Consider the following 24785-nt stretch of genomic DNA (forward strand, 5'->3'; position numbering starts at 1 on the left):
GCGAAAATATGGATTATGTAGTAGAAATGTTAGGCATTAGAAAAGAATTTCCAGGTATTGTAGCGAATGATGATATTACACTTCAGCTGAAACGTGGCGAAGTACATGCCCTCCTTGGTGAAAATGGTGCTGGAAAATCCACTTTGATGGGTATGCTTTTCGGAATGTATCAGCCTGATAAAGGCTCAATCAAAATGAATGGTAAAGAGGTGAAGATTTCTAACCCCAACATTGCCAATGATCTTGGTATAGGAATGGTTCATCAGCATTTTAAATTAGTTCATAATTTTACGACAACAGAAAATATCATTTTAGGGATTGAACCTAAAAAAGGACTATCTATTGATATTAAATCTGCTGCTACACGTGTGGCAGAGCTTTCTGAGTGCTATGGCTTAAATGTAGACCCTTACGCTAAAATTGAAGATATTTCTGTTGGTATGCAACAACGTGTTGAAATCTTGAAGATGCTTTATCGTAATGCAGATGTACTTATCTTTGATGAACCTACTGCAGTACTTACACCACAAGAAATCTCAGACTTAATAAAGATTATGGAAAATCTTATTAAGCAAGGTAAATCTATTATCTTAATTACTCACAAACTTAAAGAAATCAAAGCCATTGCAGATCGCTGTACGGTTATTCGCCGCGGTAAATATATCGGAACAGTAGATGTTAAAGCTACTTCTGAAGCAGAAATGGCTAAAATGATGGTAGGACGCCCTGTTACTTTTAAAGTAGAAAAAATACCTAGTAAACCTGCTGAAACCATTTTAAAAATTAATCATCTTTCTGTACTTAATAACAAAAAAGTTTTAGGTTTAAAAGACTTTTCTCTTGAAGTAAAAGCTGGTGAAATTGTAGGAATTGCTGGTGTAGAAGGAAACGGACAAACGGAATTAGTAGAGGCCATTACAGGACTTCGTAAAATTGAACAGGGGCAAATCTCTATAGGAAGTACAGATATTACACGTTTTTCAATTCGTAAACGTACTTTATCTGGTATAGGCCATATTCCTGAAGACCGTCATAAACATGGTCTTGTTCTAGATTATACCATCGAAGATAATATGGTCTTACAAGTTTATTTTGAAAAAGAATTCTCCAAAGGTGGTTTTTTAAATCGATCAGCTATTCATAATTATGCCGAAAAAATCATTAAAGCTTTCGATGTACGCTCTGGTGAAGGTGGTGCTTCTATAGCACGCTCTCTCTCTGGTGGTAATCAACAAAAAGCTGTTATTGGACGTGAAATGGAGCGTAATCCAAAGCTTCTTATTGCTGTTCAACCTACCAGGGGACTTGATGTAGGCTCTATTGAATATATTCATAAAAGATTAATTGAACATCGAGATAAAGGCTTTGCTGTACTTCTCGTTTCATTAGAATTAGATGAAGTTATGAATGTATCAGATCGTATTGCCATCGTAAATAACGGTAACTTAGTTGGTATAGTTGATGCTGCTTCAACTAACGAAAACGAAATAGGCCTTATGATGGCTGGTGTAGAAGGAGGACATAAACATGAATAAGAAAGGGCTTATCTCAATCATTGCTATGGTCTTAGGCCTTTTAGCAGGTGCTCTCTTAATGTTTGCGACTGGCCATAATGCCTTTGAAGGTTTCTTATATCTTATTCAAGGGGGAACAAAAAGTATCGAGCGTATTGGTAATACTATTGCCACTGCTACTCCGCTTGTTTTGACAGGGCTATCTGTTGCCTTTGCTTTTAGAACAGGTTTATTTAACATTGGTACTCCGGGACAAATGCTATTTGGTGGCTTTTGTGCTACCATAGTTGGACAAGCAGGTTTAAATCTCCCAAGACCGATTTACCTCTTAGTCATTATTTTAGTTGCTCTTATTGGTGGTGCTTTATGGGCTTTTATTCCAGGTCTTTTAAAAGCTATTTTTAATGTACATGAAGTTGTTTCATGTATTATGATGAACTGGATTGCTTATTGGATTATTTATTATGGCGTTCAGCTTTGGTTCCCTAATGGTTCTAAAACTACTGAATCACTACCTTTAGCAAATGCTTTAACCCTTCGTTCAACCTGGCTTTCAGATTTATTTGGAGGTTCTTATATTAACTTAGGCATCATTGTAGCTATTGTTGCTACACTTATTATTGCTTTAATTCTTAATAAAACAACCTTTGGTTATGAATTAAAAGCTGTAGGCTTTAATAAACACGCTGCTGAATATGCAGGTATTTCTGTAAACAAAAGCATTATTTACTCTTTAATGATTGCAGGTGGCCTTGCTGGTCTTGCGGGATTAACACAATATGCAGGTGTAGCTACTAATATGCAAATTGGTATTATGCCTTCTCAAGGTTTTGATGGTATTGCTGTTTCACTCCTTGGTGCCAATACCCCTATTGGTGCATTTTTCTCCGCATTATTCTTTGGTTTACTTTATGCAGGCCGTGGCTTCATGAGTGTTATGACAGATGTGCCGCCAGAAATTGCCGATACGATTATCGCTACTATTATTTACTTTGCTGCTACAAGTGTTTTAGTAGAGCGTTTCTTAAACAAAGTAAAACCTAAAAAAGGTTCAAAAAATACCTCGAATATTCAAACTGAAACAAAGGATAAATTGAATAATTCTTTGATTCCAGATAGTGTGAAAGAATCAGATAACGGACATGATAGTATTGGTCTCTTGCCACCTAATGATTCTAATGCTAATCAGAAAGGAGATGAATAATCATGTGGCAAATAATAGAACAAATTTTTCCTTATGCCATTGCCTTTACCATTCCCCTTTTAATTGTTGCTTTAGGTGGGCTTTTTTGTGAACGTAGTGGGATTGTTAATATCGGTCTAGAAGGACTTATGATTATTGGCTCTTTTGCTGGTGGCATAACTATTTCTTTATTACAAAATCGTTTTGGTACAGCCACTTGGACTATTTATGTTGGACTTTTAGTAGCTATTATAGCCGGTGCTATTTTTTCTTTACTACATGCTTTTGCAAGTATTAATTTACAAGCAGATCAAACCATTAGTGGTACAGCTATTAATATGATTGCTGCTGGTCTTACTATTTTCTTAGCTAGAAATATAACTGGTAGTGGAAACATTGTCTTAACTGTTGGTTTAGCAAAACAAAATGTAAAAGTACTTTCTAGTATTCCAATTCTGGGGCCTCTTTTCTTTACCAATAGCTATTCTACAACTTGGTTAGTACTCCTAATCTTAGCCGTTTTCACTTATCTTCTTTATAAAACCTCTTTTGGATTACGTTTACGTGCTTGTGGTGAGCATCCTCATGCTGCTGATGCAGCTGGTATTAATGTAAGCCGTATGCGTTATTTAGGTGTTATTATTTCTGGTGCTTTTGCAGGTCTTGGTGGTGGTATTTACCTTGTTACTTTTGCAGGAGAATTCAATGGTAGTGTATCTGGTTTAGGCTTCTTAGCTATTGCAGCTTTAATCTTCGGACAATGGAAGCCTTTAGGTGTCCTTGCTGCTACCCTTTTCTTTGGTTTTGCAAGTACTGTTTCCAATGTATCACAGGTTATTCCTGGGCTAGCTACTATTCCACCTGTTCTTCTTAAGATTTTCCCATATGTCATCACACTTATTGCTTTAATTATTTTCTCTAAAACAACTAGAGCACCAAAAGCAGCGGGAGAACCTTTTGATCCTGGTAAACGCTAAATAAAAAACCAGCATCATTATGCTGGTTTTTTATTATTTAAATAATCTACATACCTTTAGCTTTTTTAGTACATGCCTTCATTGCTTCAAATATAGTGCTACGCAGTCCTTTTTCTTCTAATACGCGTACAGCTTCAATTGTAGTTCCTCCTGGAGAACAGACCATATCTTTTAATTCTCCTGGGTGTTTTCCAGTCTCTAATACCATTTTTGCACTTCCTAAAACAGCTTGTGCCGCAAATTCATAGGCTTGCTTTCTAGGCATACCATCTGCAACGGCAGCATCCGCCATAGCCTCTATAAACATAAATACATAAGCTGGAGAGCTACCACTTACTGAAACCACTACATCCATTAAATGTTCATCTACTACTTCTACTTTACCAAAGCCTTCTAGTATTTTACAAATATAACGTAATTCATCCTCTGTCACTTCTTTGTTCTTGCATACTGCTGTAATACCTTCTCCTACCAGAGCAGGTGTATTAGGCATTGTACGTACGAGCTTAAGTGTTTTTCCAAATAAATGCTCTAAACGCTCTATAGTTTGTCCTGGTGCAATAGTAACTATAATTTGATGTGATTGCACTCCATCCTTAATCTCTTCAATAACACTTCCATAATACTGTGGTTTTACTGCTAAAACAATTACGTCTGCTTGTTTTGCTACAATTTTATTATCTGTTGTAGTGCTAATTCCTAAACTATCTTCTATAGCTTTTAAGCAAGCTTCACTTGCATCTGACGCAATGATTTCTTCTTTATTAAAAATACCATTTGCCAAAATACCGCCTAGCATAGCTTTAGCCATATTACCTGCTCCAATAAACCCTATTTTCATTTCATTTTCTCCTATCTTTTATTCTCTATTTTAGTCTTTCACTTTTATATTGTCTACCTGTAAAATATTTATTTCTTATATCTCAAGTTCAGCACGATCTGTAACACAAATACTTAGCTCATCCTGTAAATTAATTTTGTATCCAGATTGCTTATTGGTTTCCTCTATCACTCTAACAAGTGGCCTCTTAATATCTTTAGCATAATTTTTCTCAACAATAGCCATTTGTCCTGTATTTAACTTGACTATAGATCCTACTGGATAATAAGCAAAAGTACCTTCAATAATACTTCTAATCTTAGAGTTAATCGGCTCTGTTTGAGCTACAGCAAATACCTCATTAATAGGTAATCCCTGTCTATAGCAACGATCTGATATAAGTGCATGATACAAATCACATGCGCCAACTATTTTAGCTCCAATATGTAAGTCTGTACCTTTTCCTAAAGGATAACCAGAACCATCTTCTCTTTCATGATGACATAGGACTGCTAATTTAGTTACAGCATTAAACTCTGCTCTGTCTTTGATCATTTTATAACCAATCTCTGTATGTGTTTTGATTAAATTATATTCCTCTGATGTTAATTTATCTGGCTTATTTAAAATATCCTTTGGTAAAATCATCTTACCAATATCATGAATTAAAGCCCCCATAACAATCTGCTCTTTCAAATAGAGGTTAAGCCCAAGCTTATTGCATACCAATGTAGTCAAAATAGCTACTGCTATGCAATGTTCATACGTATACTGATCATTCACCTTTAAATCTTGCAGCTCACAAATAAGTTCTTTTTGCTGGATTTCTTCAATTAATAAACTAGATACTTCCTTTAAACAACCAATGTCCACTTGTAAATTCTCTTGTAGTTTTTCAAACTCTTGCTGAATATCTTTTCCTATTTTTCTTCGAATTTGAGGGGAGATAATTTCTATAGGCTCTATTCCTTTAGATAATTCATCTTCTATATAAACTTCAAAAATATTTCGTTCTAACAACTTTTGCTTAAAAACTTCTCTGAAATGTGTATCTTCTCTTAATAATAGGCCACCATCATAGCTAATAATGTCCCTTGCTATAATATCACCATTTTTTAATCTTTTTGTTGGTACCAATCTCATAGGTCCACCTCAGTCCTGCCTAGTTTACTCATTTATTTATCTTTAAATTATACCATAATTTACTAATTAGTCCAACAAAACAACGTCATTTGAAAGCTTTTTATTGCCTTTCAAATGACGTTTATTCTATCACAATTTAGTATTTACTTTTTCTTTTAGTTGAGCTCGTTTTATACGAAGTTGCTTTTTCTTTACCCTTTTCTTTCTTTCCTTGGCCTACATTATTTTTAGATTTTGAATTGCTATTATACTTATTTTTAGTATTATTTTTTGAACCCTTAAAGTTTCCTTTTGCTTGTGAGCTTTCTTTAGGCCTAATCAAACATTTTGGGCCATACCCTATCAAGTCTTCTCTACCTGCTTCTACTAAAGCTTCATAAACAATCTCATACTTTTTAGGGTTACGATATTGTAAAAGTGCACGTTGCATTGCTTTTTCTCTTTTTGTTTTAGGCACATAAACAGGTTTTAGCGTTCTAGGGTCAATTCCTGTATAAAACATAGCTGTTGATAATGTTCCTGGTGTTGGATAAAAATCTTGAACTTGCTCTGGTTGATAATGAATATCTCTTAAATATTCAGCCAGTTCTATGGCATCTTGCAAACGGCTACCTGGATGGCTAGACATCAGATAAGGAATAATATACTGCTTTTTGCCTAACCTTTTATTAATGGCATAAAACTTATCACAAAAATCATCAAATATTTTACCTGAAGGTTTACCCATATAAGCTAATACTTCTTTTGAAATATGCTCTGGTGCCACCTTAAGTTGCCCACTTACATGATGTTCCACTAACTCTTCGAAAAACTTATCATTGTTTTTATCAGCCATGACATAATCATAACGAATACCTGAACGAATAAAAGCCTTTTTGACACCTGGAATGTTTCTCACCTTGCGTAATAGTTGTAAATATTCTTCATGGTCCTTATGCATAGCTTTACATGGACCGGGTGTTAAACATTGCTTATTTTTGCAGGCACCGTGTTCTAATTGCTTTGAACAAGCTGGCCCTCTAAAGTTAGCTGTAGGTCCTCCCACATCATGAATATAGCCTTTAAAATCTGGCATATGTGTAATAGCTTCTGCTTCTTCTACAATGGATTCCTGACTTCTACTAGTTACAACTCTTCCTTGATGAAGCGTAATGGCACAAAATGAACAGTTACCAAAACAGCCTCTTGAGCTTACTAAGCTAAACTTAACTTCTTCAATGGCTGGAACACCACCCTCTTTTTCATAAATAGGATGATAGTTCTTCATATAAGGTAAAGCATAAACTTCATCTAACTCTTCTCTTACAAGTGGCTTTTCTGGTTTGTTTTGGACCACATATTTCCCATTATGCTCTTGTACTAAGGTTACTCCCCTAGCATGATCTTGCTCGTCTTCTTGCATTTTATAGGCCATAGCATATTTAATCTTGTCTTCGCAAACCTCTTTATAAGAAGGAAGTAATTTGTAATCATAAACTTCTTCTAGGCTATCTACCATATAGCAGGTTCCATCTAAATAGCGAATATATTTTGCTGCTAACCCATCATTAAGAGCTTCCGCCACTTTAACAATTTGCTTCTCACTCATGCCATAAACAAGAAGATCGGCACCACTATCTACTAAAATTGATTTACGTACCTTATCACTCCAATAATCATAATGTGCAAAACGTCTTAAGCTAGCTTCAATACCACCTATAACAATATCTACATCTTTATAAGCTTCCCTAATTTTATTACAATACACAATAGTAGAACGGTCTGGTCGTAATCCCATCTTACCCCCTGGTGAATACATATCCTTTTCACGAAGGCGTTTGCTTACTGTGTAGTGATTGACCATTGGGTCCATATTGCCCCCATTTACTAAAAAAGCTAATCTAGGTTTCCCTAGTTTCATAAAGTCAGCTGTATCCTTCCAATTAGGTTGCGCAATAATGCCTACTTTATATCCAGCATGTTCTAATACTCTAGAAATAATTGCCGTTCCAAAGCTATGATGATCTATATAAGCATCAGCTGTTACAAGTACAAAATCGCATTGCTCCCAGCCTCTTTTTTCCATATCTTCTTTGCTAATAGGTAAGAAGTCTTTTTCTGTCATTAATTCACCTACTTTTGATTAATTTTTATCAGTTTACCCTTGATTATAACACTATAATCAGCTAACCGCCAGCTAGGGTTGACATTTTCCACCTATTTCTTCTTTATTTAGTGAATAACGTATTTTTTTGAGGCCTTTGTGCATACTACTTTTATGTTATTAAAAAACTGATTCTTTTTTAATTGGAATAGGAGTATGATAAACAATGACAACTTTTCGTATCCTCTTTTTTTATTTTATTGTTTATAGCTTTTTAGGTTGGATTATTGAGGGCTTATTTAACCTCAGTAAAAATGGTAAATTTACAAAACCTAATTTCTTAAAGCTTCCTTTAAAACCTATGTATGGCTTTGCCTCTACTTTACTTGTCATGTTAGCCCCTCTTATCCCTATGTGGTTATTTGTTCCTTTATGTTTTATTATTCCTTCATTTATTGAATATCTATCTGCATATCTTCTAGATAAGTTTCTTGATTTGCGGTATTGGAATTATGAGCACAAATCTTATCAGTTTCACGGATATGTTTGCTTAGAATTCTCTTGTTACTGGCTTCTTCTCTCTCTTCTTCTTATTTTCTTTGTTCAGCCATATATCTTAACTTTATATATGCTTGTTGCTAAAGCCTGGGGCTTTGTAGCTGTATTTATATTTCTTATAGTCCTATGGGACTTTGTAACCACACTATTAAAAAACACGCATCGTTGTAAGAATATGCTCTCTTAGCAAACTAAGTATTTTCTATGATTGATGGGGTGCACGGAAGTTGCACCTCTAATGCATCTTCATTGATTTCATATTCTAAAGAACTAAAGGTCAATAAATCTTTCAAATTAACCCTCGTTATTCCTGCTTCTAATTCATAATAAATTTTGATTTTTGTTCCATCTTCTAAGTAGCCTACTCCTATTCCCTCTTTCTCTTTTAGTTGAATTACATTTTGTACATTAGGTATTTGCCACTCACAAGCATTTTCTACATAATGATATTGGGTTATAATTCCTAGTTCATCTAGATAACATAATGGTACTAAAATTTCGCCTTGCTTCATAAGTACTGTTTTTGCACCTTCTAATGGCACTTCTTGTTCATTAACAATCAGCTTTAACGGGATTGCTTCTGGTAATATAGCTATAGCTTGTTTTCCTAAGCTATTATATCTATTATTCACTACTGTTCTTAAAAATTTCTTTTCCTTTCCTGAGTATGGATCATTCATATAAATCCATTTATCATCATAGCCTACGATTACTAATGCATGTTCATTATTAGGCCACCAAAAAGTTTCTCCTGTTTCTAAAAGCCAACTTTGCGTATAACTAACATTAGCCATATTAATAGTAGCCCATATCATAACAGGCCGACCTTCTTTTACTACTTCTAAAAGCTGTTCCAAACTTTTTCCTCTTAAATCTTGACTTCTTCCAGGTAAATAGTTTTCTATAACCTTTAGAATCGGTTCAGCATATACACCATAACTATGACGAGAATACGGATTACCTATAAAGCCTTCATTAGGATGTCCTCCTCGTTTTTTACCTTGATTATAATGAGGCAATGATATCTTAGGTAAGACATCTGCGACCTCCTGCTTACTTACAACTAATCCACTATGATTAAAAATCATGGTTAATGCTGTGGCTTCACAGCCTGTAGGTAATTGAGGATACTGGCAAATAATCGGTACCCCTTTTAACCTCATTTGATTCATTTCCATTTTTTCTTTTCCATAAGTAACAATAGCTATACTACATAAAATGCCAATTAGGAATGTTTTAAATAAAGTCTCTGAAAACTTTTTTAACATGTCTTTCTCCTCTTTTTTCCATATTTTAACATTTATACTATAGCACATTTTTTCCATTTTTTGTAATTTTTTTAACAAAAAAAGAAGCTAGTAAGCATTTCTATGCTCATTAGCTTCCTTTTTATACTAATCTTTAATAAATTCTTGTAAAATCATATAAGCCTTTATATCCATTTTTTCATTACCTTGAAGAAGTTCTTTTGCTTTTTCTTTTGAAACAAGTATAGGTGTGATATCCTCATCAGCTTCTAAATAATCTTTAGAAATTTGTCCACTACAAGTGCCATAAACCAATGCTACAGATTCTTCACTCATTCCTGGTGATAAATAGGTACATGCTCTACTTTTCTCTTTATCTACCTGAGCAAGTGTAAGACCTGTTTCTTCTTTAAGTTCTCTTACTGCAGCTTCCATTGGTTTCTCATTTGCATCAATAAGACCAGCTGGTAACTCATAAATATAATCATTAAGCGGTACTCTAAACTGACGTATTAACACCAATTCCTTAGTTTCCTCATGATGTACTACTAGAATAACAGCATCAACGTGTTCTTCCTCTTGTTTGAAGTACTGTCCACTTAATGTATCATAATCTTTACGCGATGCAATAATCCAATGTTTTTCTTCACCTAACTTATTCTCATATTGGCAATCATATAAATTTAAAAAAGAAGTCTTTACCAATTGGGTCAGTTTTTGTAGTTTTACAGTTTTCATAAGCTGCTCCTTGTATCTTATTGCATACGGTCCTCAAATTTTTCAATTTTAGCTGCTTTTGTCCACTCTTCTAGTTTTGCATTATAGTAAGCATTTTTTTGTTCATTTTCTAAAGTTGTTGTAATTTGTGCTTTAACATCTTCTAATGGTTTTACCTCTTTATCTTTAATACCTTCTACTTTGATAAAGTGATAACCAAAACTACTTTTTACTGCCTTAGAAATTTCTCCTTCTTTAACCTCTTTTGCTCCTGCTAAAAAGGCTGTATCATAATTAGGTTGCTCATATTGTACAAAACCTAAATCCTCCACAACATACATATTTGTGTCAATACCATCTGCTGTATATTTAGTTTTTAACTCATCAAAAGTTGTACCATCCGTAATTTCCTTTTCAATCGTCTTAACAGCTTCATCACATTTCTTTTTATAATCATCTGTATCTGTATCTGCTACCTTTACAAGTATGTGCTCCATATTAGCACCTGCGCCTGTAGTAAAAGAGTCTATATTTTCATCATAATATTTTTTGACATCTTCATCAGTAACTTTAATTTCGCCTTCTTGCATTTTCTCTTGTACTTTTGATAATGCTTCATCTTCTTTGATTTGAGCTTTATATGTTTCTGTTGTAAAGCCATTAGCTTTAATAACTTCTTGTACTTGTTCTTCACCATAAGTACTTACTAGGTCACTGTAAATTTTCTCTACTTCTTCATCTGTACAAGTAATATTTAATTCTTTTGCTTTTTGTTTAAGAAGTTCTCTGTTAATAAGCCCTGTTAATAAACCTGGTTTTTGTTGTTTTAAGAAAGTTAACATCTCTTCACTTTCTCCATAATAAGATTGATACTCAGCTACCATACTATTATATACTTTATCTAAATCGCCTTGAAGAATTTCTACACCATTAACAGTAGCAAGTACTGTTTTAGCTGCCTCACTATCTGTACCTGCTGTTTCATTTGTTCCTGCTGTAGCCTTAGTATCTTCTGTTTTCTTTTCTCCACAAGCCACCATACTCACACTAAGCATCGCTACTAAACCACACATCATTAGTTTTTTTACTATTTTCATCTTTATTGGCCTCACTAACTTTTTATTATTTTCTTTTTACTATTCTAACATAAGTATTATTGCTTTTCCATGTTTTCAAAAGCAACTACTATATTATAATACAGTGTTGTAAATATGTCATGTGTATAAAACCTGTTAAAAAAAGTTATTCTATAGGTAACAACAACCTATGACTAATCTATTTAAAGGAGCTTATACAATGAATGCTTCAATTTTAATTGCAAGCCTAATTTTTATTATCGTTATTCTTTGCATCATGTCGGAAAAAGTTAATCGTACTTTAGCTGCTATGGGGGGTGCTATGGCAATGGTACTAACAGGTATTTTACCAGCTGATGCTGTCTCTAGTACAATTGACTTTAATACTATAGGCGTCTTAATAGGTATGATGCTAGTTGTCTCTACTATAAAAAATTCTGGATTTTTCGAGTACTTAGCCATCTATACTGCTAAACTTGTTAAAGGTGATGCTTGGAAAATACTTATTGGCTTTGCTATTATTACTGCTATTTTATCAGCTATTTTAGATAATGTGACTACCGTTTTACTTATCGGCCCGATGACCTTAGTTATTACTCAAATATTAAAAATTAATCCGATCCCCTTTCTTGTCACAGAAATTATTGCTTCTAATATAGGTGGTACCTCTACGCTTATTGGTGATCCTCCCAATATTATGATTGGTAGCGCTGCAGGATTAGGCTTTCTAGATTTTGTAGTCAATCTAGGCCCTATTATTATTGTTATTCTCGTAATCACCTTAGCTTTACTTTATTTCATTTATCGTAAACAATTAGTCGTCAAAAAAGAACAAAAAGAAGAAATCATGGCATTAGATGAAAAAAAAGCCATTACAAACCATCCTTTACTTATAAAAAGTATTATTGTTATTTTTCTTATTCTTCTTGGTTTTATTTTTCATGAAAACATTGGCATATCTTCCAGTATTGTAGCACTAACAGGTGCTACTCTTATCTTACTCATCAGTGGGCAAGATATCGAGGAAATCTTCTCCAGCATTGAATGGCCTACTATTGCTTTCTTTGCCGGACTTTTTGTCCTTGTAGGTGGCCTTGAAGCTGTAGGAATTATAGAAAATATAGCCAATTACTTATTACGTATTACTGCTGGCCATCCTACTTTAACCGTTATTTCACTTCTTTGGCTTTCTGCCATTGTCTCTGGCTTTTTAGACAATATTCCTTTTGTAGCAACACTCATTCCACTAGTCCTTACCATGGGTAAAGGCGGGGTTAATACTTGGCCCCTTTGGTGGGCTATTTCTCTAGGCGCATGCCTAGGTGGCAATGGTACCTTAATAGGTGCTTCTGCCAACTTGGTTCTAGCCAACATTGGTGCCCGCAATGGTCATAAAATTTCCTTTAAATATTACTTGAAAATTGGATTTCCTTTAATGATTATTTCTATTGTTGTTTCTACCCTCTATCTTCTAATCTTTTATGTATAATCTTACTTTAACTTACTATTATAGAAAGAAGGCAACCTAATGGATCTTAGTGTCAATGCAACAACGGGCGATATGCTTTTAGTTCCTTTAAAACAACTGGGTGCTACGGATATCATAGATATTAATAGCCGCCTCTATTATATCAAATTTAAACTTAAAAAGAATATTACGGTCTCTTATGTATATAATATTAACGCAAAAAGTAAGTATTTTCTACAGCGTATTTCCCCCTATCCTCTCCCAAAGGGACTTTTTACAAACCATGATGAAATTATAGACTTTATTAAGCGTGATATTCGTAAATTCAAAACTGCATGTAATAGTTCTAATTTTGAGCTCTTTTTAGGGATTACTAATACGCTAGGTTATGTCTCTAGTGATATAGAATCTTTGTTTTTAAATTATAATATTCCAAAAGAACAACTTGATCAATTTTATCATCAACTTCATCAATTAAGCGACTTAGTTCATCAAATGAAAGCTAAAAGTACTCATATCATATTAAAGGATTAACGAAAAAAAGCTATTGCATGGGGTTATGGAACTGTCTCCATACGCCTTACGCAACAGCCTTTTTAGTGAATCTCTATTATATATGTTTAAGATGCTTTAAGGAAAAATCCAAAATTGGAGAAGAATGAGTCAATGCGCCACAAGAGACATAGTCTACACCTGCAGCTGCAATAGCTTTTAAACGCTCTTTATTGACATTACCAGAACATTCTGTCTGAGCTCTATCTCCTATAAGTACCACTGCTTGCTTCATAGTTTCTATATCCATATTATCTAGCATAATAATATCTGCTCCTGCTTCTAGAGCTTCTTTCACCATGTCTAAATTTTCCACTTCCACTTCTATTTTACGTACAAAAGGTGCATATGCTTTGCAAGCTTTAACTGCAGCTGTAATACTACCTGCTGCCCCTATATGATTATCTTTAATAAGTACACCATCTGTTAGATTAAAGCGATGGTTAGTTCCTCCCCCTACTTTAACTGCATACTTTTCAAATACCCTCATACCTGGCGTCGTTTTTCTCGTATCAAGTAACGTCGTCTTTGTACCTTTTAATTCCTCAACCAATTCATGAGTAAAGCTAGCTATACCACTCATACGTTGTAAATAATTTAAGGCTGTACGTTCTCCGGAAAGTAGTACTCTAATATCACCTCTTATACTAGCAATAATCTCTCCTTTTTTAACTTCATTCCCATCTTTATAACTTGTTTGCATCTCAATATTTCCTATTAATTCAAAGGTACGTCTAAAAACACTAAGGCCTGCTAATATGCCATCCTCCTTACAAATAAGTTGTACTTCTCCCTGTTGCTTCTCTTTCATAATTGCCATAGTCGTTACATCTTCGCTGGTGATATCTTCTTTGATTGCATTTAATATATGCTCATCCACATTTATATTGTTTATGAAACCATCTAACATAAAAATTTTCATCCTTTCTTTTGATTGCTTCTAATAAAAGAGTCTCGTAATTTGCTTTTATCTCTTCTATAGATTCCTCAATGATAGGAATACCTATAGGCCCTTTGGACAAAAACATATCACTTGCTTTTATATCGAGTGCAACCTTTTTAGCAAATACTAATCCTTCCAAAAGTGAATTACTTGCTAGACGATTAGCTCCATGTACCCCTGTACGGCTTGTTTCTCCAACTGCATATAAATGTTTAAGTGATGTTCTTCCCCTAAGGTCAACTGCAATACCACCCATAAAATAGTGTTGAGCTGGTGTAACAGGAATATCCTCTTTGGTCAAATCATACCCTTCTTCTTTACAAGCCTCATATATATTAGGAAAGCGCTTTTTAATATATTCTCCATCTAAGTGCTTCACACTTAAGTACACATGATCTGTTTGAAATTTAAGCATTTCTTCGCTTACTCTAGCTGATACAATATCTCTTGGCAATAACTCATCTACAAAACGTTCTCCTTTAGGATTGAGCAAATACGCACCTTCTCCTCGTACAGCCTCAGAGATTAAAAAGCGTTTCCCTTGTTTTTGACTATAGAGGGTTGTAGGATGAATCTGGATGTAGTGAATATCTGCTACTTGTACCTGATGTTTTAATGCAATAGCTACTCCATCACCTGTTAGATGTGAAAAATTGGTGCTTGCTTTAAAAACACCCCCTATACCACCTGTAGCAAGTACAATATCCTTGGCATAAACGGCATGATAACTTCCTTTATAATAGACCATTACCCCATATGCTGTTTTATTATTTTTAATCAAATCTACTAGTGTACATTGTTCTAATAGCTCGATATTAGCTCTTTGTTTAACGGCAGCTAAAAGTTTACTTGTAATTTCTTTTCCTGTTACATCTTTGTGATGTAAAATGCGATTCGTGCTGTGTGCTGCTTCTTTTGTGTAAACGAGTTCACCTTTTTCCTTGTCAAAATCTACACCTAAAGCAATTAACTCATTAATGATTTCTCTAGATTCTCGAATCATGGTTTCTACAGCTGTTCTATCATTTTCATATTTTCCTGCTTTTAAGGTATCTTCTACATAACTTTCAAAATCCCCCGCATCTTTTAAAACACAAATGCCCCCTTGTGCTAAAAAAGAGTTACTTTCTTCTAATTGACCTTTGGTAATCATTAAGATGTTTACAGTCTCAGGTAAATGAAGTGCACAAAATAATCCTGAAACACCTGTCCCTACAATGACTACATCATATGCTTGTTTCATTTTATTTTGCCAATTGATGCATCTTACTAAGAGCACCTTCTGCCTTTCTTCTCATTTCTTCGTCTAATTCAATAGGATGCTTTAATGTATCTAGGGCATGGTAGACATCCTCTAAACTAATGCGTTTCATATTAGGACAAAATTGTCTGTGACCTACGGCATAAAATTGCTTGTGAGGATTTTTCTTTTTAAGTTCATATAGAATACCCATTTCAGTCCCAATAATAAATTTCTCAGCAGGGTCATGAGTAGCGTAATCAATAATACCTGAAGTGCTTCCTACATAATCTGCTAATTCTGTAATGACTTTAGGGCACTCTGGATGAACTAGAACCTTGGCCTCTGGTTGCGCAGCCATAGCAGTCTTTAAACTTTCTACTGTAATACTTGTATGTACATGACAAAAACCATCATTAAAAATGAAATTTTTTTCTGGTAATTGCTCAGCAATATAACGACCTAAATGTTCATCTGGTATAAAGAAAATATTTTTTTCGGGTAGCTGACCCACAATCTCTAAAGCATTAGAGGAAGTGACGATCACATCGGCTTCTGCTTTAATCTCTGTGGTTGAGTTAATATAGCATACAACCGCTAAATCTTTATAAGCCGCTCGCATTTCTCTAATCTTTTCTATTTCTATCATATGAGCCATTGGGCAATCAGCATGCTCCTCTGCCATAACTACCTGTTTATAAGGATTAAGAATCTTAGCACTTTCCCCCATAAATCTAACACCGCAAAAGATAATCAGTTGTTCTGGTCTATCCATGCATACTTTGCTTAAATAATAAGAATCTCCTACGTAATCTGCTATTTCTTGCACGGAATCATCTACATAATAATGTGCTACAATAAGTGCATTTTTTTGTTTTTTTAAAGACCTAATTTGCTCTATTGTATTAACTACATTCATTTTCTCGCCTCACTTATCAAGTTATACTTTATTTAATATAACATCATCCTCTTAAATAATCAATACATGTGTAAAGACACCTACTAAGTCATTTTGTTGAATTCAAATTTCTTCCTATTTAATGTTATTAATCTCATAGCATGGTACTAAATAAAAAAGAGCTGTTGTATTAACAAATAAAATTGCTAATACAACAGCTCTCTATCATTAATTTAAGCTTACCACTGAACCTTGGTACTTCTCTGCAATAAAGTCTTTTACTTCCTTGCTTCCTAAAGCTTCAATAAGTGCTTTAATATCTTCTCTATTTTCGTCGCCTTCACGTACAGCTAAAATATTAGCATAAGTTTGGGCCATTAAAGAATCTGCTGCCTCTTTTGCTAGAGCATCCTCTTCTACATTAAGTCCACCTTGAATAGCATAATTACCATTAATAACTGCAAAATCCACATCTTGAAGTGTACGTACAAGCTGAGCTGCTTCAATTTCTACTATTTCAATGTTACGAGGATTTGAAGTAATATCTGTTTTAGTTGCTGCTAAACCTGCTGACTCATCTACAGTAATGATACCTAAATCTTGAAGAAGCATTAAAGCTCTTGCCTCATTAGTTGTATCATTGGGTACCGCAATTTTAGCTCCATCTTTGATATCATCTATACTAGATGATTTTCCTGGATAAATGCCAAATGGCTCATAGTGGACAGCTGCTACTGATACAAGATGTGTACCATTCTTACTATTAAAATCATCTAAATAAGGTTTATGTTGAAAATAATTAGCATCTAATTCTTTATTTTCAAGTGTTAGGTTAGGCTGCACATAATCTGAAAACTCCTTAATTTCAAGATCATAGCCTTTTTCTTTCAAAATAGGTTTTGCTACTGCTAGAATCTCTGCGTGTGGTGATGTAGATGCTCCTACAACAATTTTATTACTTGCTTCACTTTTGCCACAACCTGCAAGAAGTGAAAGTGATAATACAGCTACCAAACTTAAAGTTAATAATTTTTTCATTTTATTTCCCCCTGGTTTTCATTAAGATTTATTTTCTTTTATCTTGCTTTGTTGCTATTTTCATACCTATACCTTGAATACATTGAACGATAATGACTAATAAGATTACCGTTACTAACATCACTTCTGTTTGATAACGATAAAAGCCATAACGAATGGCAATATCTCCAAGACCACCACCACTTGTAAAGCCAGCCATTGCTGAATAGCCTAAAATAGTTGTAGCTGTAATAGAAGCACCTATCCATAAAGAAGGTTTCGTTTCAGGTAACATCACTTTCCAGATAATTTGAAAAGGTGTAGCTCCCATAGAAAGAGCTGCTTCGATAATGCCGTGATCTAATTCTTTAATAGAAGACTCTACCATTCGCCCGATAAAAGGGGCTGCTGCTACAACTAAAGGTACAACAGTTGCTGTTGACCCTATAGTGGTTCCCACCACCCATCTTGTAAAAGGTTGAATAAAAATAAGTAGAATCAAGAAAGGTACTGAGCGTGTTATATTGACTATCACATTTAAAATGCTGTTAAGCCATTTACTAGGCAATAAATTTCCTTTTTCTGTAACAACTAAGGCTATACCCAAAGGTAAACCTATCATATAAGCTAATAAAGTAGAAAATAAGGTCATGTATAAGGTCTCGAATATCCCTATTGTAATGGTTTTAATCATTTCAACATCCCACATTTTACATAACCTCCTCTACAATTAGTTCTCTTTGTCTTAAGTAATCTAAGACACGCATTGCTTGACTTGTATCCTCTGGCAATTGAAGTACCATTTGTCCCATTGCTTTATCTCCTACCTGTTTCATATCTGCATAGATAATATTGACATGAGCCTTACACTCTAAAATCATACTTGCTATAGCTGGATCATAAGCTGAACTGCCATCAAAAATAATGCGTGCACATTTCGTGCCTATGTACTGACTAGGTGGCATGCCATTTGGATAAACGAGTTGCTGCCCTACTTGACTTTGAGGATGAGTGAACACTTCTTCTACTGTTCCAACCTCTACAATTTGACTATCTGCAATAATGGCAACATGAGAACAAATCTCCTCTACAACCTTCATTTCGTGGGTAATAATAACAATGGTAATACCAAACTTCTGATTAATTTCTTTTAGCAATGCTAAAATAGATTGAGTTGTACTTGGGTCTAAGGCCGATGTGGCTTCATCACATAAAAGCACCTTAGGATTAGTAGCTAATGCCCTAGCAATGGCTACTCTTTGCTTCTGCCCTCCTGAAAGCTGTGAAGGATATGATTTCGCTTTATCACTTAACCCAACTACCGCTAATAACTCTTTAGCTTTTTCTCTTGCTTCTTTTTTCTTCATACCTGCAATTTCTAATGGAAAACAAACATTATCTTCTGCTGTACGTTGCATCAACAAATTAAATTGTTGAAAAATCATACTCATAGACTGCCTGGCTTTCCTAAATTCTACCGCACTTAATGTACCTAAATCTTTTCCATCAAAGTATACTTTACCTTTGGTTGGCTCTTCTAGATAATTAATACATCTTACGAGGGTACTTTTTCCAGCGCCACTCATACCAATGATGCCATAAATGTCTCCTTTATAAATATCTAAGTTAACATCTTTTAATGCCGTGAATGTTCCTTGATCTACTGAATAGGTTTTACTTAAATTCTGTAAAGATATAATTGGCTGATTGAATACTTTCTCCATTTTTTCCTCCTTCTAGAAACAAAGTAAACCTCTCTTATTTTTAATGATCACTAAAAATAAGAGAGGTTTACTTTGCTTTGATTCATCCGCCCTTATCTTCCAGAACCTTAGGTTCTGCAGGAATTAGCACCTTTCACTTAAGTGTGGTTGCTGAGGTATCCTAGGGCCTGTTCCCTCCACCTCTCTAGATAAGCTTTTCTATTGATACTTAGTATAATCATGTTAATTTGAAAAGTCAAGAAATAATTTCTATTTTTTTCTAATCATCTTTAATTTGCTTTCTACTAATGCTAATACTTCTAACGCATCTTCCCTGCGGCTTACTACATCATAGCGATCCATATCAATGACTACAACTTCACTGGCATGATAATGACTCATCACCCATTCATCATATCCTTCCCATAGTTGTCTATAATAAGCTTCAAGCTGTGCATCTAATTCATAGCTTCTACCACGTTTCATAATACGCGATAGCACTGTTTCAAATGATCCCTTTAAATAAATCATTAAATCAGGTGCTTTCTTAGGAAGTTCCTTTAACTCTTGCATCATATTATCTAACAAACGATCATACATTTGAAATTCTAAATCCGAGATTCTTCCTAGGTCATTATTAACTTTAGCAAAATACCAATCTTCATAAATACTACGATCAAGTACGTTATTATCATGATACAATGCACTTTTAATACTTCTAAAACGTGTATCTAAAAAATGTAATTGTAATAAAAAGGGATATCTTTTCTTTTCTATTTCTTCTTCACTTGAAGTATAAAAAAGAGGTAAAATTGGATTATTATCTACACTTTCATAAAATACTTCCGTTCCAAAATGCTCTCCTAAAAGCTCTGCAACACTGGTTTTTCCCAGACCTATCATCCCACCAACAACTAGCAACATTCTTCACCTATCCTTCTCACTTATCTCAAAACAACTTCTTCTATCATAAGTGTTTACATAATCATTGTCAATTGATTGATAGGCATGTTTCATTTGGACTTATTTTCATAACATTATAGACTTACTTTTAAAATCATAACCTTCTGCTATTGCTAAATCACCTATCATCTATTTACAATTCTTTATTATCTATTATCATGTGATTACATCAAAAAACTGTGTTTAAAAGCTCTCACTTTTAAACACAGTTTTCTATCTTACTTCCAATCTTTCAAAATGTTGATATTACTTGCTTCATAAACTGTATCACGCCTAAAGTTACCAGTTTCTTCATCATAAACACAATCAAATGTCATCATACCTGCTCCAGCTTTATACTGAACTAATACATGTACTCTTTCATAATCGTTATAATCTATATAAACTAAATATTCTAAGCCGCCTAATTGAATATAACTTTTTTCAAATAACGGATAAATATCATCACCTTTTTTGACAACTAAGGTCCAAACTTGGCCATCATCTAAAAAATAACTGCCATCATCCGTTATTTCTCCTTGACAGTAGACCTCAATGGTTTCATTGCTACCATCTAAATCAAAATCTACATCAAAACTACTAAAACGATTTAAACCTTCTAAATATGTAGCATCTTGAATAGGTGTAATCATTTCGCCTGAATGGGGCATCCCCATATCATCTGTTTCAAGCTTTAGATATTCAATACCTTCATGACCATTTTTCCCATCTTCAGCTATAACATAGTCAATACTTTTATTTTTGTAGGTCACTGTAATCATAATCTGCGGAATACCTTCTGGTCTTACAGCATACAGAAGTAGACCATAACCTTCTGGTGTTCCTTCTTTTGCATATAAGGTATCTTTTGCAATAAAGCGTTCACCTGTATACTCTACTTTGCTAATTGTAATTTTTGAACCGTTATATTTGGGTATAATCATTAGATTATCTTTTGTATCCATCTGTTTATAGGTTTCTACCTGAGGTAAGCTATTGATGGCTTCCTGATCTGGCGCATTAATAACTAGCCCTAGTTCAGTAATATTGTTATTATATTTTTCAAAAGCGCTATTATAGCTACTTTCTGTTGTTTCTGCTGTGGCGGTAGGTGACGGGCTTTCAATTTCCTGTGTTGGCTTTGGCCCATTCTCCCCATTACAACCTACTAAAAATGTACTTACAATTAAACTCATAATGAGAAAAACTGCCCATTTTCTTTGCTGTCTCATTGTCCATCTCCCTTCCTGTTATTGCGACTTTATATACTTCCTCTTATTGAATCTTACCACTAATCCTAGGTTTATTCAACACTATTCTAGTCAATATGCCTATCCCCTATGAAAATCAGCACTTTTTCTAATCATAAATAACTTTTTATCTCTTAGAAAAAACTCATTACACACCCCATAATACCACCAAGTAAAGCGCCTAACCATACTAGCCTATTAAGTTCTTTATTCATAATCTCAAGAATTAAATTTTCCATTTCTAAAGTATCAAATGCCATAATGCGTTCTTCTATCATCTGAGCTAAATCTAACTTTTCAAGAGCAGTACTAAGCCCATTTCTTACCAAACCTTCATAAGATTTAATGACTACTTTTTTGATGATGTCTCTATAGGGATCTAGCTTGGTTACCCAATCTCCCACCGAGGTTTCTTTCAGGTTATTACTTTCCTCCTCTACAGCTTGTCTTATAATTCCTTCTGCTTCATCTACAATCATTTGAGAAATAGCCGGTTCAATCTTATCACCTAGACTATCTAACATTTGGTCTTTTACTAGAAAACTCATAGGTCCTAATAAGTGGCTTAATGCACCACCTTTTAACGTTCCTATTAATTTATCTACAATAATCTTGCCTAGTTCCATATTAACAACCTTTGTGTAAATAAGAGAAGTGGCATTTTCTTCGGCTTCGCATAATAAAAAAATAGCCCTTTCTTTACCCAAAAATTCGTTTCCTATTTCTCCTAATTTTTTGTCATTAGCTTGGTACGTGTCAATATAGTAGTCTACCTTTTCTTCTAATCTCTCATATATTTCTGGTTTTAATAGTGCTTTTCTAAATACTTCTTCATTTAAAAGCTCTCTACTCACTACTCTTCCTATACTTTTGGCAAGACGTTTTTTTTCTTTTGGAATAACTCCTGGCGTAAAAGGTAGTGTATAACCTCCTATAGTAATTGGATTTAATGGTCTAAATAACATCTTAATGGCAATACCATTTGTAATATAACCAATAATAGCACCTACTAAAGGGCCTAACAAAAAGTTCCAGTTCATCTCTTTCTCATCCTTTCCCTATGTATCTTTCATAAGCCTGTTGATTCTAACTTATTTTCTTACTTATTTCTAGTATTTCCCTTTTATTTACGACTCATACTTTATTTATCAATTAGTTTGTTTATACCATAGATTTATTAAAATTTCATGAAAATAAAGTGTAAAATAAAAGAGAAAGTATTCCCTCTATAAAGAATACTTTCTCTTTTATTTACTAATCTAATTTAACACACTAGGATGCTACAAAAATCTAAAGCTCTCTACAATACTTTCATAAATAGCCTGGGCCCATTTGTTTGTAAAGGCCGTACTATTAAGCAAAGCTGCTTCTGCTGAGTTACTAATAAATCCTGTTTCAATCAGTATTGCTGGCATATTGCTTGTACGTAAAACATATAAGTCTGAACGTGCTTTAATCCCCCTATTAATCATGCCACATTTATTAACTAAAGCGTTTTGTACAATTTGAGCCACTTGTTTTCCTCTTGTATCTGTAGTACTAGGGAAGTACAGTGTTTCCGATCCTCTAATCGAAGCTGAAGCTGAATTATTATGAATACTTACAAATAAATCCGCCTCGATATCATTCGCTAAAGTTGTTCTAAATTGGAGCGTCGGATAAACATCTGTTTCTCTTGTCATATAAACTTTAATTTGTGAATCGGCCTCTAATAACTTATAAAGTGCCATGGCTTGCTTATAGTTAATCCCTTTTTCTGTTATACCATTACCTACTGCTCCACTATCAGAACCACCATGACCTGCATCTAACACAACAATTTGATTATACTTTTCCTTTGGTCTAACCATTTGTAATGAAATTTTCCCATCTGATTCATAGAAATTATACGCATATACCTTTTGGGTTACTACTGTGATTTTAGTTGTTCCATTAGTAGCAACTTGTATTTTATTAATTCTTGTATCATTAATAACCATGTTATTATTTTTGAGGACACTGCTATAATCTTTGCCAAGATCAAATACTAACGTCTTATTACGATAATCATCTGTAACTTTAATAGCATTCTTATTTAAGCCAGGTATGTTAAAAAGTTGAATGGTAGGCTTATCGCCTGATACATATACTAAACTGTCTGTAACCTCTTCTACTGGAGGCACTTCTGTATAAGCAGATAAAGTAAGCGTTGCTCCTTGATAATCGCTAGTTAACTGGTAATCCACTTTTCCCTTAAGCCAAATACTACCTTTAACTTGATTGTCTTCACCGTTAATAGTTACCTTGTCAATATAGCGGCCATTTAATTGTGTCCAATTAATAGCTGTCTCTATTGTTGTATGCGGAACTGTAAAGTTTAATAGATTTTCTTTTTCATTATAATCTAGAATAATTTGATCTTTACTTAAGCCTTTATAATATAAAGTATCTGCCCCATTCTTTTGCATATATTTAATTTGTTCAATCTTTTGATTACTAAGCTGAATCATAATGCTACTTCTATCTTCACTGAACCCTGCCTTTACTAAAGCGCCTGATTTTAAATCCAGTACAACACGCGTTGTATTAGTTGTAAATTGACTAGTTCTAATATTTTTAATATAAGTATTATTAATAGGAGAAATAGTGTTACTTAATTGACTTTTACTATTTCCTATATCAATAATCACTTTGCCTGCTTGTAACTCTATTTTTGCATTTGAAATAGGTGAAGCTGCGCTAATAAAAGTCGTATGTTGACCATTATTTTCATTCACTGATACTTCCATTACCTTCGTTTGACTGTATGATGCAGAAGGAAGCTTAATTTGGTGCTTGTTAGACGTCCCTATGTATTCTTCATTAGATATACTTGGCTTTTCCTCTTCTACTGGCGGTTCTTCTTCCACTGGTGGTTTTTCTTCTTCCGTTGGCGGTGATGTTGGTTCTGTAATAGATACCTGACGGTTGCTGCCATTCCAATCTACAATAAATCCTAGTTGCTCACTAATAAAACGAACTGGAATCATTACTTTATCATTAATAATCTTAGCTGGTACATCTAAGCTCACCGTTTTACCATTTAACCAGACTTCCTTCTGATTAACTGTTAAAAGCATGGTCGTATCCTTATATGCCACTGTTACTTGTTTTGCTTTTGCATCCCAGCTTACCTTAGCCCCCATTGGTGTAAATACTTCTCTAGCTGGTACTAACACCCTTCCTTCTAGTTGAATCGGATCCATTGTTGTTGCTATTTTATTGCCATTCACATAAAGTGATATAGCTGGTAAATTATATTCATGTGCCTTACCATCATATACAATAGTAGCAGCTGTCGTTGGCACTGCATTCGTGCAGAATAAAGTCGCTGCAAGTAGCATTATACCTAATTTTTTACTCATGATGTCACTCCTCCTTAATGAAAATACTTTTAGGTCACTGTAATTCTCTTCCATTATAACAAAAGCAGAGA

At 34.1% G+C, this 24785-nt stretch carries 22 protein-coding genes and 1 riboswitch; of the genes, 6 read left to right on the forward strand and 16 right to left on the reverse strand.

The window, feature by feature from the left end; translation table 11 throughout:
* The first annotated feature begins 8 nt into the window (after positions 1-8).
* From QTL86_RS09630 to QTL86_RS09640, 3 genes are read left to right on the forward strand one after another with little or no spacing between them, the layout of a single operon-like run.
* Positions 9-1535 carry an ABC transporter ATP-binding protein gene (locus QTL86_RS09630; RefSeq protein WP_410497075.1) on the forward strand — a complete coding sequence of 509 codons (1527 nt, stop codon included), beginning with the start codon at positions 9-11 and terminating at the stop codon, positions 1533-1535.
* Positions 1528-2718 (forward strand): ABC transporter permease, encoded by a 1191-nt coding sequence (locus tag QTL86_RS09635; protein WP_127066260.1) that lies wholly within the window; start codon positions 1528-1530, stop codon positions 2716-2718. The genes QTL86_RS09630 and QTL86_RS09635 overlap by 8 nt, the downstream gene beginning before the upstream one ends.
* A 2-nt stretch (positions 2719-2720) precedes the next feature.
* Entirely contained in the window at positions 2721-3674 is a 954-nt protein-coding gene (locus QTL86_RS09640; RefSeq protein ID WP_013656626.1) for an ABC transporter permease, read from the forward strand.
* A gap of 46 nt (positions 3675-3720) precedes the next feature.
* Here the strand turns inward: QTL86_RS09640 and proC are convergent, their stop codons facing one another.
* The 3 genes from proC to QTL86_RS09655 all read right to left on the reverse strand — a co-directional run bounded on the left by proC (position 3721) and on the right by QTL86_RS09655 (position 7741).
* Positions 3721-4515 carry a pyrroline-5-carboxylate reductase gene (gene proC / locus QTL86_RS09645; protein ID WP_013656625.1) on the reverse strand — a complete coding sequence of 265 codons (795 nt, stop codon included), beginning with the start codon at positions 4513-4515 and terminating at the stop codon, positions 3721-3723.
* A 75-nt stretch (positions 4516-4590) separates the two neighbouring features.
* Complete coding sequence (locus tag QTL86_RS09650; RefSeq protein WP_127066259.1) at positions 4591-5637, reverse strand: HD-GYP domain-containing protein; 1047 nt, start codon at positions 5635-5637, stop codon at positions 4591-4593.
* Positions 5638-5773: 136 nt separating this feature from the next.
* Positions 5774-7741 (reverse strand): YgiQ family radical SAM protein, encoded by a 1968-nt coding sequence (locus QTL86_RS09655; RefSeq protein ID WP_410497076.1) that lies wholly within the window; start codon positions 7739-7741, stop codon positions 5774-5776.
* 205 nt (positions 7742-7946) lie between these two features.
* Here QTL86_RS09655 and QTL86_RS09660 point away from each other — a divergent pair, with 205 nt between their 5' ends.
* Positions 7947-8465 (forward strand): putative ABC transporter permease, encoded by a 519-nt coding sequence (locus QTL86_RS09660; protein WP_127066257.1) that lies wholly within the window; start codon positions 7947-7949, stop codon positions 8463-8465.
* Between the two features lie 4 nt (positions 8466-8469).
* On the opposite strand, the gene QTL86_RS09665 is transcribed toward QTL86_RS09660, so the two are convergent.
* The 3 genes from QTL86_RS09665 to QTL86_RS09675 form a co-directional block, all read right to left on the reverse strand.
* Positions 8470-9546 (reverse strand): C39 family peptidase, encoded by a 1077-nt coding sequence (locus tag QTL86_RS09665; RefSeq protein ID WP_190283572.1) that lies wholly within the window; start codon positions 9544-9546, stop codon positions 8470-8472.
* 126 nt (positions 9547-9672) lie between these two features.
* A complete protein-coding gene (locus tag QTL86_RS09670) occupies positions 9673-10263 on the reverse strand; it encodes an NUDIX hydrolase (RefSeq protein ID WP_127066255.1) in 591 nt (196 codons plus the stop codon).
* A gap of 17 nt (positions 10264-10280) precedes the next feature.
* Complete coding sequence (locus QTL86_RS09675) at positions 10281-11339, reverse strand: peptidyl-prolyl cis-trans isomerase (protein ID WP_127066254.1); 1059 nt, start codon at positions 11337-11339, stop codon at positions 10281-10283.
* Positions 11340-11538: 199 nt separating this feature from the next.
* Between QTL86_RS09675 and QTL86_RS09680 the strand changes: the two genes are divergently transcribed.
* Both QTL86_RS09680 and QTL86_RS09685 read left to right on the forward strand, forming a co-directional pair.
* Positions 11539-12807 carry an ArsB/NhaD family transporter gene (locus QTL86_RS09680; RefSeq protein ID WP_410497077.1) on the forward strand — a complete coding sequence of 423 codons (1269 nt, stop codon included), beginning with the start codon at positions 11539-11541 and terminating at the stop codon, positions 12805-12807.
* Between the two features lie 39 nt (positions 12808-12846).
* Entirely contained in the window at positions 12847-13320 is a 474-nt protein-coding gene (locus QTL86_RS09685; protein ID WP_013656617.1) for a hypothetical protein, read from the forward strand.
* A gap of 76 nt (positions 13321-13396) precedes the next feature.
* On the opposite strand, the gene nadC is transcribed toward QTL86_RS09685, so the two are convergent.
* The 10 genes from nadC to QTL86_RS09735 form a co-directional block, all read right to left on the reverse strand.
* Complete coding sequence (nadC, locus tag QTL86_RS09690; RefSeq protein WP_127066252.1) at positions 13397-14248, reverse strand: carboxylating nicotinate-nucleotide diphosphorylase; 852 nt, start codon at positions 14246-14248, stop codon at positions 13397-13399.
* Positions 14211-15524: an L-aspartate oxidase gene (locus QTL86_RS09695; protein WP_410497078.1), complete on the reverse strand. Its 1314-nt coding sequence runs from the start codon at positions 15522-15524 to the stop codon at positions 14211-14213. Before QTL86_RS09695 ends, nadC begins: the two co-directional genes overlap by 38 nt.
* Before the next feature lies 1 nt (position 15525).
* Positions 15526-16440 (reverse strand): quinolinate synthase NadA, encoded by a 915-nt coding sequence (gene nadA / locus QTL86_RS09700; protein ID WP_410497079.1) that lies wholly within the window; start codon positions 16438-16440, stop codon positions 15526-15528.
* A 207-nt stretch (positions 16441-16647) separates the two neighbouring features.
* Complete coding sequence (locus QTL86_RS09705; RefSeq protein ID WP_127066250.1) at positions 16648-17457, reverse strand: MetQ/NlpA family ABC transporter substrate-binding protein; 810 nt, start codon at positions 17455-17457, stop codon at positions 16648-16650.
* A gap of 28 nt (positions 17458-17485) precedes the next feature.
* A complete protein-coding gene (locus QTL86_RS09710; RefSeq protein WP_127066249.1) occupies positions 17486-18145 on the reverse strand; it encodes a methionine ABC transporter permease in 660 nt (219 codons plus the stop codon).
* 1 nt (position 18146) lies between these two features.
* Positions 18147-19160 (reverse strand): methionine ABC transporter ATP-binding protein, encoded by a 1014-nt coding sequence (locus tag QTL86_RS09715; RefSeq protein WP_013656611.1) that lies wholly within the window; start codon positions 19158-19160, stop codon positions 18147-18149.
* Between the two features lie 89 nt (positions 19161-19249).
* Positions 19250-19355, reverse strand: a riboswitch (SAM riboswitch).
* Positions 19356-19409: 54 nt separating this feature from the next.
* Positions 19410-20063 carry a deoxynucleoside kinase gene (locus QTL86_RS09720; RefSeq protein ID WP_013656610.1) on the reverse strand — a complete coding sequence of 218 codons (654 nt, stop codon included), beginning with the start codon at positions 20061-20063 and terminating at the stop codon, positions 19410-19412.
* 257 nt (positions 20064-20320) lie between these two features.
* A complete protein-coding gene (locus QTL86_RS09725; protein WP_013656609.1) occupies positions 20321-21313 on the reverse strand; it encodes a hypothetical protein in 993 nt (330 codons plus the stop codon).
* A gap of 152 nt (positions 21314-21465) precedes the next feature.
* Positions 21466-22371, reverse strand: coding sequence for a DUF445 domain-containing protein (locus tag QTL86_RS09730; RefSeq protein WP_127066248.1), 906 nt, complete (start codon positions 22369-22371; stop codon positions 21466-21468).
* Between the two features lie 240 nt (positions 22372-22611).
* Positions 22612-24714: an N-acetylmuramoyl-L-alanine amidase gene (locus tag QTL86_RS09735; RefSeq protein WP_410497080.1), complete on the reverse strand. Its 2103-nt coding sequence runs from the start codon at positions 24712-24714 to the stop codon at positions 22612-22614.
* Between the last annotated feature and the right edge of the window lie 71 nt (positions 24715-24785).

This window comes from Cellulosilyticum sp. ST5 (assembly GCF_046529625.1).
GTDB lineage: Bacteria > Bacillota > Clostridia > Lachnospirales > Cellulosilyticaceae > Cellulosilyticum > Cellulosilyticum lentocellum.